We start from the raw sequence: 12669 nt of genomic DNA, 5'->3' as shown, positions 1-12669 counted from the left end.
GTCCGCTAGCATCCGTGCAAATTGAGTTTCACGCTGTCACGTCCCTTTAGATGTCATCTGCCCCTGCCCCCCTTTGGTCATTGCAATCTCCAGACGCCGCCGTCGTGCAGGCGCTTGCCCAAGGGCCGCTGGGAAGAGAGCTAAATCCCCTGCTGCTGCACCTGCTGGCCCTGCGTGGTCATGAAGTGGAGGCACTAGCGCGGACCTTCCTCAACCCGCGCCTCTCCGACCTGGGCGATCCCTTTGTACTGCCGAATATGCAGGCTGCAGTGGAGCGCATTTTCCAGGCGGTGGACAAAAAGGAAAGCGTGGTGCTCTACGGCGACTACGATGTGGATGGTGTGACCTCCATCACCCTGCTCACGCACACGCTGCGAGCCTATGGCTTGGATCCGCGTGCCTTCCTCCCACTACGCATGGAGGAGGGCTATGGGCTCAGCCTTGATGGCCTCGCGCGCTGCTTTGAGCGGCATGGCAAGCCGGACCTGCTCATCGCGCTCGACTGCGGCACCGGGTCGGTTGCAGAGGCGGATTGGCTGAAGGCACAGGGCGTGGAGTGCATCATCGTGGATCATCACGAGCCCACCCCCCGACTACCCGAATGCGCGGCGCTGGTGAATCCGAAACTGCAGGGCGAGGGCGGTCCCTTTACCTACCTGTGCACCGTGGGCCTCGTCTTCAAGCTGGCGCATGCGCTGCTGAAGACGCGCCGGCTGGAGCATTTCGACCTCAAGGACCATCTGGATCTCGTCGCCATGGGCACCGTGGCGGACCTCGTGCCACTGAAGGAGGAAAATCGTGCTCTGGTGCGCAAGGGACTTGATGTCCTGGGCGCGACCCGCTGCGTGGGACTGAAAGCGCTGAAGGATATCACCGGCCTGGACGGCTTCGTGCAGGCGCATCATATCGGCTTTCGCCTTGGCCCGCGCTTGAATGCAGCGGGACGACTCGACACCGCCCAGACAGCGCTCGATCTCTTGCTCTGCACGGATCCGCAGGAAGCGAACGAATTCGCCAGCCTGCTGGATCTGCACAATCGTGAGCGGCAGGAAGTGGAAAACACCGTGCAGCGCGAGGCGCAAGCCATGCTCGCCTCTGATCCGACACTCGCACAGGGCGAGTGCATCGTGCTCGGCTCACGCGGCTGGCACCCGGGTGTGGTAGGTATTGTCGCCTCCCGCCTCATGCGGGAATATCATCGCCCTGTCCTGATGCTGGCCTTTGATGAGAATGGCATGGGCAAGGGCAGTGGACGCAGCGTGGCGGGCATCTCGCTCGTGGCTGCGCTGGATAGCTGCCGTCATTTGCTGGACAAGGGTGGCGGTCACCCCATGGCCGTGGGCGTGGCCCTGCAAGAAGGGAATCTCGCCGCCTTCCGCTCGGCGATGATCGAAGGTGTGCGCGCGCAAATTCGCGCAGATGAACTGGCGCCGCGTCTGCATCTCGATGCGGAGATTCGCCTCGCTGATCTGGCACCGCCTTTCTTCGATGGCTACGCTCGCATGGAACCCTTTGGCATGGGCAATCCCGAGCCAGTCTTTCTGTGCCGCGGGGTGGAGCCCAATCTCCCCGGCCAGGTGCTGAAGGAGAAGCACTGGAAGCTTATGCTGCGGCAGGGGAAGGAAGTGCGGCCAGCGATGTGGTTCAATGCTCCAGTGAAGGACGCCCCTCCCTCTCCCTGGGATGTGGCCATCAAGGTGCAGCGCCACTCGTGGCGCGGGCAGGTCTCCTGGCAGCTCATGATTTGCGAGGTGCGGACGGCGGAATAGCGGCAGGCACGTACTTCCCGCTTTCCTCCGGGCAACTTCGCGCTTCCATGCGAGGCATGCCGCTAGACCTCACCGCCGTTCCCTCCACGGATCCCATCCGCGCCTATCGCTATCGCGACGGGCTGTATGCCGCTGACTTCATCACCACCGCGGTGGTGCATCTGGACTTCTTCACATGGCTGCACGCGAACCCGTCCACGAAAGATGGCATCGCTGCGCACTTCGGCTTCACGGAGCGCCCGCTGGATGTGCTGCTCACCCTCTGCGCGGCGAATGGCTTCGTGGAGAATCGAGAGGGCACTTATCACGCCACGCCCACGGCGGTGGAACACCTCACGAGTGACTCGCCGTGGAATCTGAAGCCCTACTATGCGTCCCTGAAGGACAGGCCCATTGTGAAGGACTACCTTCAGGTGCTGAAGACCGACAAGCCCGCCAACTGGGGCGGGGACAAGGCAGCACTGGACTGGCACAAGGCCATGGAGACGGATGAGTTCTCCCGCAGCTTCACCGCAGCCATGGACTGCCGCGGCATCTACCTCGCGCAGGCGATGGCAAAGAAAGTGGATCTCACCGGGCGCAAGAGGTTGCTGGATATCGGTGGTGGCAGCGGCATCTACGCGTGCTCCTTCTGCGCGCATCATCCGCATCTGCAAGCGACCGTGCTCGATCAGGCTCCGGTGGATCGCATCGCCCAACGCTGCATCGATGAGCGCGGCTTCCATGATCGCGTCTCCGTGGCTACGGGGAACATGTTCAAGGATGCGCTGCCCGCCGATTGCGATGTGCACCTCTTCTCCAACGTGCTGCACGACTGGGGCACCACCGAGGTGAAGGAGCTTCTCGCCATCTCCTACAAGGCGCTGCCTGCGGGTGGATTGCTCATCATCCATGATGCCTTCATCAATGCCGACAAGACCGGTCCTCTCCCGGTGGCGGAGTATTCCTCACTGCTGATGCACTCCACGCAGGGTAAATGCTACTCCGTGCAGGAGTATGCGGACCTGTGCAGCGAGGCAGGGTTCAAGCCGGGTGCATATCTGGATACCGCAGCGGATCGCGGGTTCATGATAGCGACCAAGTAAGTGTATCCATCGACTACGCTGGCGGCGTCTCTGCCGCCAGCATGCCGTGGCACATCCACAGGGCACGCGGATGGTGGAAGAAGCTCTTCCAAAGGTTCCCCTTGGTCGTGGTGGATCGGGAGCCGTCGCGATTCAGATAGCCGAACCATTCACCGTGCTGTGGATCCGCGAAGTGCTGAAAGCTCCAGAGACGCGCCTGTTCATGCATCGCGGCATAGCGCGTCTCACCGGTCAGTCTCCAGGCCATCAGCGTGGCGATGAGCGCCTCATCATGCGGCCACCAGAATTTCATGTCGTGCCAGTACTCCTGCACCGGCTTCCCTGCAGCATCCCGGTAGTAGAAGATGCCACCATGTTCGGGATCCCAGCCGCGGGCCCACATCCAGTCCAGCATCTTGCAGCCCAGCTCGACGAAACGTGATTCCCTCCGAAACGCACCCTCCTGCATGATGAACCACGCCGCCTCCATGGCGTGTCCAGGATTCAGCAGGCGTCCATCGAAGTGATCCATGAGGCTGCCATCCGGCGAGACGTTCTCCATCACGCACTGTAGCTCAGGCCTCACGAAGTACTTCTCAATCTCCTCAATGCAGCGATCCCTCCAACCTCGCAGGGTTGCATCGTCCCCGAGATTGGTGGCAAGCTCCTGCGCCGTGACCAGTGTGATCATGCGCGGCGCCATGCTGATCATCGTTCGCACATCCGTGTATTTCGGCGGCATAAGGCCGGGGGTGAAGTTCCACTTCACAAACAGATCAAACAACGCACGTGCCCGCTCTGCCGAGACAGCATGGCCGGTCGCTCGTGCATGCGCGGCATAGGCAATCGCAGCAAAGCTCTCGCTGTAGGCGTAACGACGCTTGCGAATCGGGTGGCCTTCACGCGTGAGGTGGAAGTACATGCGCCCGAGCGGATCCGTCTTGTCCACGCCATGCTGCTCCAGGAAACGCAAACCACTCTCGCCCCACGCCAGCCACTCCGGGCGCTGTTCAACCGTGTTGAAAAGCGTGAGCAGCATCCAGCTCATGCGTCCCTGAGCCCACACGGACTTGTCCGTGTCGAGCAGTGAACCATCCGCGTCCAGACAATGCAGGAAGCCTCCATGCTGCGTGTCCACACAGCGAGGAAACCAGAAAGGCACACAGTCGCGCAGCAATGCTTCGCGATAGAAGGCGGCAAGTCTGGCAGTGTCGTGTGTCATCAACAATTGACAGCACTACGATGACACCGCCAAAAGTCATTCACATCTCTTTCGGCATCCACGCCTCCAGTTTCGACACCTCGGCCTTCGCGCTGGAGCTCACCGGAATGCCCCATGCATCGAAAAAGGGTCCGAGGTTCTTGTTCACGATTTTCGAATAGCGGACAAGGAACTGGTCGCGGCGCTCTTCGTCGTTCTTTGGTGCAGGACCGTAGCTGCTGTCGGCAAAGCTGTGCAGGTATTTCTTCCAGCTATCCCAGCCAAACGCCTGCACGAGCTGGATGTACGTGGTGAGTGCCAGGAAAGGATCCGCCTTCCACGCGGCCCACTTGTCTGAGGCCGTTTTGATCTTCTGCACGCTCTTCTTTCGCGCCTCCTCGCTGATGGCGGAATGGCCGATGAGCCAGTCCTTTTGCAGCACGGCATGGTAGCAGTACATGCCGATGACGTTGTTCGTCACTTCCCCTGTGCCGGCGAAGGTGAAGGTATCCCGCTGATGGTTGTGCCCAATCTCGTGGTAGAAGCCCCAACCGGGGAACTTGATGCGACCGTACGTCACCATCTCCATGGCTTCTGGCACGTGGATCATGATGGGATAGCCCGAGTGCATGAAGCCCGCGCTGATCTGCACGTCCGCCACCATGCGCTCGGGGCGTTTGCGTTCGGCGGTCTGGTTGCTCACATCGTCCTGTGCTTCCACAACCCTCTTCCAGAATGCCATGAGCTCCGTGGGGTTCTTCACGGCGCGCGCCGCTTCCGTGGGCACTGAGAGAATCACCTTGTCGCAGGCCAGTTCCGCCCAGGGAGCCGGGCGGTTTTTGATCTCGTTGTTCCACTTTGCGTCATCGTCCTGCCCCAGCACAAACAAGGGAGCGGCGATGCCGCCCCTGATGCTCACGGCGAACGGCGCATCACTCGCAGCACGTCCCGGCACTTCGATGTAGATCAATCCACCGAACGCGCTCGCAGCCTTGGTCTCCGCGGATTCGAGCGCAACAGACTTGGTGATGTCCGGCGCACGCGACCAGCTCTCCAGATGGTACAGCGTGTCCGAGTGACAGCCGATGCGCACCGCGTAACCCTTGCCCACCAGATTGGCAGGCAGCGTCACGGTGATGGGTTCACCTGCGACCGCGTAGAGCCCCGTGCTGGTCCATCCGGGGATTGCCGGATTCACCTTCACCTCCTGGGTGATGCGCGGAGCATCCGCCGGCGCCTTCCCCGGGAAGGCCACATGCGCTGGGTGCGCGGCCGCCGCGCTACCGGGCGCCAGGCGCAACACACGCGTCTCCATGCCGAGGCGGAGACGGTCGGCAGGATTCTTCACTTCGGTGAGTGGCTCCGCTTTCGTAGGCACGGGCGTGGCACTTCCCATGCCTCCAATCGCGGCAACCACGGCATCACGCAGATTGTTGCGATCCGGCGGTTGGGAAGCCAGCGCCACCTGGATGGCACTCATACCCTGCTTCATCTCTTCCGCAGAAGGCGCAGTACCACCGCCACCCTGCTTCTTGATGGCAGCGATGGCCGTCGAGGCATTCATCATCGCAGGCAAATCCACGCGCGCTTGGAAGGATGGCAATTGATCAAAGGCACTCATGTCCGTGATAGCAATACCTGCTGGCATCAGCGCTCGATTCACCCCATGGGCCACAGCGAGGTTCTTTCCACCGCTGGTTTGCTCAAAGGCCCAGCCCGTCATGCCGGCGACGACACCACCGCCCTCTTTCACCCACGCCGCCAGCGCATCTCCTTCTGCGGGATCAGTCACGGTTTGGATGTTGATGATGACGACATCAAAGTCATTCAGCGTCTTGCGTTCCAATGGGCCGGTGAAGGTCTTCGCGGAATTGAAGCCGCGCTCCCTGTAGAAGTTGAGTGCATTCACCTGCTTGAGACCCACGCGTGGGTTGGGCTTGTTGCCGGCCCACTTCACGCAGTTCTCCATGAGCCTCGCGTGTTCCCCACCTTCACTGCCGGTGAGGTAACTGTTGTGACCAAAGAGGATGACTCGTCCCTTGCCATAACCCGCTGCTGCCGCCACGGCCAACTCCGCTCCCTGGCGGTCAGGTGCAGAGAGAATGGGAAATGCCATCGTCCCCCAGATGGCAATCGGACCCGGGGCACCCGTCTTGGGCACCGAGCCCACGCCTTCCAGGATTTTGGTGCGTTCCGCTTTGACAAGATCCGCCGGCATCTGTGCGGATGCCGTGGCACCCAAAAGACATGCAGCAGCGATGAGGTGCTGAGTTAGCATCAGTTTCATAGGTGTGAGGAGGAGCGTGAAAATGAGTGTGAAGCCTACGGGCGCGGCCAGCGCGGCATTCAGCGAAACTATCGATAGATCACCACCAGGAACACCACAGCCTCGCCTCGTCCGGCATTCACAATCGCGTGCGGCACATCAGCCCGGTAGTTCGAAGAGTCCCCGTGATGCAAAAGTTCGCTGTCCCCTCCGGACTCCACCTTCACCTGCCCCTTCACCACGGTGAGGAATTCGCGTGTGCCCTCATAGTGCGCCTGGCTGCGCAAGGCCCCTTCGGGCTGGAGGGTCACCTCATAAAACTCCACATCCTTTTCCAGATTCAGCGGGCTCAGCGTGCGAATCCGACAATGATCATCGGAACGATAATGATAGGCACGATCCGCATTTCGTATGACCCGGATGCCGGACGTAGCGCCCGGGGTGCCAATCAATTCCCCAAGGCTCAACTCGAAGGCCTGGGCAATACGAAGCGTCACGGCCAGCGTGGGATTCGCCTGCTCACGCTCGATTTCACTCAGCATCGACTTGCTCACGCCACTCGCCCCCGCCAGTGCTTCCAGCGACCAACCACGCTCCGCGCGCAGTTGTTTCACCCGATTCCCGAGATGGCGGCTGATGGCCTCTGCAGGTTCGGCGGTGGGTCGGGCAACAGTCTTGGCGGATTTCTTTGGCATACAATAAACCGGATTTTTGTCTTGCATGCCGGAAATGGCAATCCAAAATATTGGAATTCTCATCCGGCATGCCGGATATACATGCTTTACCCATGAAAGCCCTCGTCAAAGCAAAGTCGGAACGCGGCCTCTGGCTGCAAGACGTGCCAGAGCCCACCATCGGCATCAATGATGTCCTGATTCGGGTGCACAAGACTGGCATCTGCGGAACAGATTTGCATATCTACAAATGGGACGCGTGGGCCCAGCGAACCATTCCTGTGCCCATGGTCGTGGGCCATGAGTTCGTGGGTGAGGTGGTGGAAGTGGGCTCGAATGTGAGCGACTTCCATCCCGGCGAAATCGTCAGCGCCGAAGGGCACGTGGTGTGCGGCCGCTGTCGCAACTGTCTCGCGGGCCGCCGTCATCTGTGCAAGGACACCGTGGGTATCGGTGTCAATCGCACTGGGGCCTTCGCGGAATACATCAGCGTGCCGATGACCAATGTCTGGCATCATCGCAATGATGTGGACAAGGAGGTTGCCGCGATCTTCGACCCCTTCGGCAATGCAGTCCACACCGCGCTCGCATTTGAAGTACTGGGTGAAGACGTCCTCATCACCGGCGCAGGCCCCATCGGCATCATGGCGGCCGCAGTCGTGAAGCATGCGGGTGCCCGCCACGTGGTGGTGACGGATGTGAATGACTACCGCCTCGACCTCGCGAAGAAGATGGGCGCGACCGTGGCTCACAATGTCACTCGTGGCAGTCTGGCCGATGTGCAGAAGAAACTCGGCATGCGCGAGGGCTTCGACGTGGGCCTGGAGATGAGTGGTAATCCACAGGCCTTCCGCGATATGATCGACAACATGTGCCATGGCGGACGAATCGCTATGCTTGGCATTCCCTCGGAGCAAATCGCGATCGACTGGACCAAGGTCGTATTCAACATGCTCACCATCCATGGCATCTATGGACGTGAAATGTATGAGACCTGGTACCAGATGACGGTGATGCTGGAGACAGGCCTGGATATCAAGCCGGTCATCACCCACCGCTATCACTACACCGAGTTCGAAAAGGGATTCGAGGTCATGGAGAGCGGCCAAAGCGGCAAGGTGATCCTGGACTGGGCATGAACAACCCATCGACTTGTCATGAGCTATACCAAGTTTCAGCAACACCTCACTGCGCAGCTTGAGGGCATCCGCGAAGCGGGCACGATAAAACGCGAGCGCATCCTCACCACTCCCCAAGGCTCCCTCGTGCGCGCCAATGGCGGCGACGCCGTGCTCAACCTTTGCGCGAACAACTACCTCGGCCTCGCGCAGCACCCCTCCGTGCGGCGTGCGGCACATGAAGCGCTGGAGCACTGGGGCTACGGTCTCGCCAGCGTGCGCTTCATCTGCGGCACGCAGCAGGTGCACAAGGAGCTGGAGGAGGCGCTCAGCCACTTCCTCGGCACGGAGGACACCATCCTCTACTCTTCCTGTTTTGATGCGAACGGCGGGCTCTTCGAAACGCTGCTCGGCCCGGAAGATGCGGTGATCAGCGATGAACTGAATCATGCGAGTATCATCGATGGCATCCGCCTCTGCAAAGCGAAGCGCTACCGCTACAAGAACAGCGATATGGCAGAGTTGGAGGCCTGCCTGAAAGACGCAGATGCAGCCGGAGCACGGTTCAAGCTCATCGCCACGGACGGGGTCTTCTCGATGGATGGCACCATCGCTCCCCTGAAAGACATCTGCGATCTCGCGGACAAGTACGGCGCGCTGACCATGGTGGATGACTCGCACGCCGTGGGCTTCATGGGCAAGCATGGTCGCGGCACGCATGAGCATCGTGATGTCATGGGACGCATCGATATTCTCACGGGCACGCTTGGCAAGGCGCTGGGCGGCGCTTCCGGTGGCTATACGAGCGGGCGAAAGGACATCATCGCCCTGCTGCGCCAGCGCTCACGGCCCTATCTGTTCTCCAATACCCTGGCCCCGTGCATCGCCGGCGGTTCACTCGAAGCGCTACGGCTCCTGGAAGAATCCACCAAGCTGCGAGACCAGCTGGAGTCGAATACGCGTTATTTCCGCGAGGCGATGACGAAGGTCGGGTTCAACATCGTGCCCGGTGAGCATCCCATCGTTCCCATCATGCTGGGAGACGCCGCGCTGGCCACGAAGTTCGCCGATGCGATGCTGAAGCGCGGCGTGTACGTGATTGGCTTCAGCTACCCGGTGGTACCCGTGGGCAAGGCGCGCATCCGCACGCAGATCAGTGCCGCACACACGAAAGCGGAGTTGGAACAAGCGGTAGCCGCGTTTGTTGAGGTAAAGCTAGAGCTGGGCGTGTAACTCCGCTCCCAGTTCCTGTTCCCGTGATCTACCATTGAATTCCATGCGTAAAATGCGGCATCATTGGACAAGCAGGGTCCGCCACGTCGTTTTACTCTCATCATGAAACGCCGCCTTTTCCTCACCCAAGCCGCCACTGGAGTGGCTGCGCTCTCACATGCCGCCGGTCAGGCCCCGGCAACGCCACCTCCTTCCGCATCCGCAGCCCCAGCATCACCCGCGCTCGCCACCACCCCACCCGTGGTCATGGCGCCGCGTGCGGATGGTGCGGAAATTGTGTGGGGGGTCTCACGGCATGCGCGTGGCTGGGTTGAGGTGAAGGAGGGCAATGAGGTGAAGCACTTCGGAGGAAATCCCTTCGGCTACTCCACCCAAAGCACCAAAGCGCTACGCGTGCGCCTACACGACCTCGCTCCCGGCACGACGTATGCCTACCGCACCGTCACGGAGGCCATGACCGACCCCGCGGCACGTGAGGAGAGCGCCTGGCGCACCCTGCGGACCCTGGCCCCCACGACGGAGGAGACGCAGTTCCTGGTGTGGAACGACACGCACCAGAACAATGAGACCATCGCGCGTCTGCATGCCGCCTCCCCGGACTCTGCCAACTTCCTCCTGTGGAATGGAGACATCTGCAACGACTGGCACAAGGAGGAGCAGATCATCCCCACGCTGCTGCATCCCGCCGGCACAGACTTCACCGCAGAGCGCCCCCTCTTCCTCGTTTGGGGAAATCATGATTTGCGCGGGCAGTATGGCTACCAACTCGCCGATCATGTCGCCGCACCAGAAGGACGTTCCTACTATGCCTTCCGCTCTGGCCCCGTCGCCGTGGTCTGCCTGAACACCGGAGAAGACAAAGATGACGACCACCCCAGCTTCAAGGGCCGGGTGGCGTGTGAACCTCTCCGCAAGGAACAGGTCGCATGGCTGCGCTCCCACGTGCTGACAACACCGGAGCTGCGCGATGCCCCCTACCGTGTTGTCTTCTGCCACATCCCACTCCGGTGGCTCAATGAAAGTGAAGAGGGCCGCAGCTACGATGCCTTCAGCCGGAGAAGCCGCGATCTGTGGCATGATGCTCTCGTGGAGTGGAAGGCGCAGGTCGTGGTGTCCGGACATACCCACGAGCACGCCTGGCTGCCACCTTCACCAGAGCGACCGTACGCGCAACTCGTGGGCGGAGGTCCAAAACCGGACGCGGCCACGTTCATGGAAGGGCATGCGAATGGAACCCGACTCCAGTTCACCATGCGTAATCTCCAGGGCGAAGTACTCCAGCAGCAGGAGTTTGCTCCGCTGAAGACGTCTTAGTGTCTTTGCTCATGTGCGCCCCATCCCATGCCTCCCTGGCTTGAACATTTCGCCGTCGCCGTGTGCGCCATTTCCGGTGTGCTCGCCGCCGCAGGGCGCGGTGTCGATCTGTTTGGCGTGCTGGTGCTGGCACTCGTGACGGCGGTGGGAGGGGGCACCATCCGCGATCTGTGCCTGGGTGCGGAGCCTGTGTTCTGGATTCAAAACCCTTCCGTCACTGTCACCGCCTTGCTCACGGCGCTGGCCACCTTCGTGGTCGCGCGCTTCTGGCGCATGCCGCTGCGGGCATTGCTGGTTGCCGATGCAATCGGCCTGGCGATGTTTACCATCGTGGGCGCAGAGAAGTCGCTGCAATACCAGGAGTCCGGCATCATCGCCGTGATCCTGGGTGTCATCACCGGCGTGGCCGGGGGAATCATTCGCGATGTGCTCTGCCGCGAGCTGCCGCTCGTGTTCCGCCAGGAAACTTTTCTGTACGCCACCGCCGCCACGATTGGGTCTGTCGCTTATGTGCTGCTGTACCGGTTCGTCCCCACCTTTCCCATGCCCGGCTTGGTGGGCATGATCGTGATCCTGCTGCTGCGGCTCGCAGCCATCGTGTGGAAATGGCGCCTTCCTGTCTTCGACTCACGCACCTGATCCTTCCTCCTCCGTCCCCATGCAAACTCGCAGCCACCGCTTCCGACTTTTGATCGCTCTTCTTGCCTCATCCCTGTGCGGCGTCGCATCTGCACAGCAGAAGTTCACCGTCACCGTGGACTACAGCCAGGCGCCGCAGTGCCAGGCTTTCGCGGAGAAGTCGAAGACACTCGTGGAGGAATGGTACCCGAAGCTCAACAACATCCTCTTCGGAGAGAGTCATCCGCTGCCCTATCCCGAGGTGAAACTTGTCTTCAAACCGATGAAAGGCGTGGCCGGCACGGTGAACAACGAGATCACCATCTCAGAGGAATGGGTCACCAAGAAAGCGCCAGATGACTACGGCATGGTCATCCATGAGCTCACGCATGTGGTGCAGAACTACAAGGGCAAGGGTGACTGGTGGCTCACGGAGGGCATCGCGGACTACACGCGCGACCGGCATTTCGAGCCCGGCAAGCGCACGCATCGGATCGACCGTGTGAAGCACAGCTACAAGCAGGGCTATGGCATTGCCGCCGCTTTCCTCATCTGGCTGGAAGAAAAGAAGACCAGGGACAAGGATCTGGTGCGCAAGCTGAATACCGCCTCTCACGACGGCACTTACAGCCCGGAGAAGTTCAAAGAACTGTGCGGCGCGGATGCGGAGACGCTTTGGAAGGAGTTCCTCACCACCCAACCCAAATAACGATCAATGGAAGTTCTCCCATGAACTTGCACCTGCTGTCTTAACCTATCGCAGATACTCCTTTGGGTCAGGCTCAGAATCATTCCACTGAATCCATACTTTGCTCATTTGCCGTTGTTTACCTGGAGCAAACGTGACGATTGCCTTCCCCATGACGAACCGATAACTGGACGCAGGTTCGGAATCACCCTTCTGAGGAATCATACCTTTGGCCTCAAGCAACTTCAGGACGTCGTCCACGGAACTCTTTTCCATATTTCTCAGGGTAACGCCTTCAATAGCCACTGTTCCCGTAAAACTAATGGGTGTTTTCTTGTCCAGCCCCACATCATTGAACGGAAGCACAAACTGTACGGCCCTGCCATATCTGGGAATGATGATACCGCTCTTATTAAACTCAATGAACGTGCCCCTGAGTTCGAAAAACTTTGGCTCATCACTGAGACGTTTTGCCAGCCCTTCAGCCCACGGGCCGGGCGTAAGCAGCATGCCATTGACCCGCACACCATGCGCAGCGGACACTTCAATCACCGGACCTGACTGTGCAAAGACAGACCCCCAAGCACAGACACTGCCGAGGATGAGGACTAACCAAAACCTTTGGGAGACCGTATGGTTCTTCATGGATGCTATGCGAGAGGAGGATGATTCCCAACGCGATCGTGGTCAAGACCACAAAAGCACGGGGAGGCTGGTCTCCATG

11 protein-coding genes are annotated in these 12669 nt (G+C 60.3%); 7 read left to right on the top strand and 4 right to left on the bottom strand.

The genetic code is table 11. The features are described 5' to 3' along the window. Nucleotides 1-50: 50 nt before the first annotated feature. Nucleotides 51-1769, top strand: coding sequence for a single-stranded-DNA-specific exonuclease RecJ (gene recJ / locus G5S37_RS01535; protein ID WP_165200065.1), 1719 nt, complete (start codon nt 51-53; stop codon nt 1767-1769). A gap of 56 nt (nt 1770-1825) precedes the next feature. Beyond that, complete coding sequence (locus tag G5S37_RS01530) at nt 1826-2854, top strand: methyltransferase (protein ID WP_165200063.1); 1029 nt, start codon at nt 1826-1828, stop codon at nt 2852-2854. Nucleotides 2855-2867: 13 nt separating this feature from the next. Here the strand turns inward: G5S37_RS01530 and G5S37_RS01525 are convergent, their stop codons facing one another. From G5S37_RS01525 to G5S37_RS01515, 3 genes are all read right to left on the bottom strand, one after another. Next, nucleotides 2868-4055 (bottom strand): AGE family epimerase/isomerase, encoded by a 1188-nt coding sequence (locus G5S37_RS01525; protein ID WP_165200061.1) that lies wholly within the window; start codon nt 4053-4055, stop codon nt 2868-2870. Between the two features lie 40 nt (nt 4056-4095). Continuing rightward, nucleotides 4096-6321, bottom strand: coding sequence for a M60 family metallopeptidase (locus G5S37_RS01520; RefSeq protein WP_165200059.1), 2226 nt, complete (start codon nt 6319-6321; stop codon nt 4096-4098). A gap of 68 nt (nt 6322-6389) precedes the next feature. Next, nucleotides 6390-6995: an XRE family transcriptional regulator gene (locus G5S37_RS01515; protein ID WP_165200057.1), complete on the bottom strand. Its 606-nt coding sequence runs from the start codon at nt 6993-6995 to the stop codon at nt 6390-6392. 92 nt (nt 6996-7087) lie between these two features. On the opposite strand from G5S37_RS01515, the gene tdh reads away from it, so the two are divergent. The 5 genes from tdh (at nt 7088) to G5S37_RS01490 (ending at nt 11966) form a co-directional block, all read left to right on the top strand. After that, entirely contained in the window at nt 7088-8113 is a 1026-nt protein-coding gene (gene tdh, locus G5S37_RS01510) for an L-threonine 3-dehydrogenase (protein ID WP_165200055.1), read from the top strand. 18 nt (nt 8114-8131) lie between these two features. Further along, nucleotides 8132-9325, top strand: coding sequence for a glycine C-acetyltransferase (locus G5S37_RS01505; protein WP_165200053.1), 1194 nt, complete (start codon nt 8132-8134; stop codon nt 9323-9325). Nucleotides 9326-9427: 102 nt separating this feature from the next. Then, the gene (locus G5S37_RS01500) at nt 9428-10639 is read left to right on the top strand and encodes a metallophosphoesterase family protein (RefSeq protein ID WP_165200051.1); all 1212 of its coding nucleotides are present in this window, start codon (nt 9428-9430) and stop codon (nt 10637-10639) included. A 27-nt stretch (nt 10640-10666) separates the two neighbouring features. After that, the gene (locus G5S37_RS01495; RefSeq protein WP_165200049.1) at nt 10667-11278 is read left to right on the top strand and encodes a trimeric intracellular cation channel family protein; all 612 of its coding nucleotides are present in this window, start codon (nt 10667-10669) and stop codon (nt 11276-11278) included. Between the two features lie 19 nt (nt 11279-11297). Next, nucleotides 11298-11966, top strand: coding sequence for a basic secretory protein-like protein (locus tag G5S37_RS01490; protein ID WP_165200047.1), 669 nt, complete (start codon nt 11298-11300; stop codon nt 11964-11966). Nucleotides 11967-12011: 45 nt separating this feature from the next. On the opposite strand, the gene G5S37_RS01485 is transcribed toward G5S37_RS01490, so the two are convergent. Continuing rightward, nucleotides 12012-12590, bottom strand: a complete 579-nt coding sequence (locus tag G5S37_RS01485) for a hypothetical protein (protein WP_165200045.1) — start codon at nt 12588-12590, stop codon at nt 12012-12014. Between the last annotated feature and the right edge of the window lie 79 nt (nt 12591-12669).

It is taken from the genome of Roseimicrobium sp. ORNL1, assembly GCF_011044495.1.
GTDB lineage: Bacteria > Verrucomicrobiota > Verrucomicrobiia > Verrucomicrobiales > Verrucomicrobiaceae > Roseimicrobium.
Note: the sequence above shows the minus strand (reverse complement) of the source record. Positions and strands in the feature narration are given on the sequence as shown.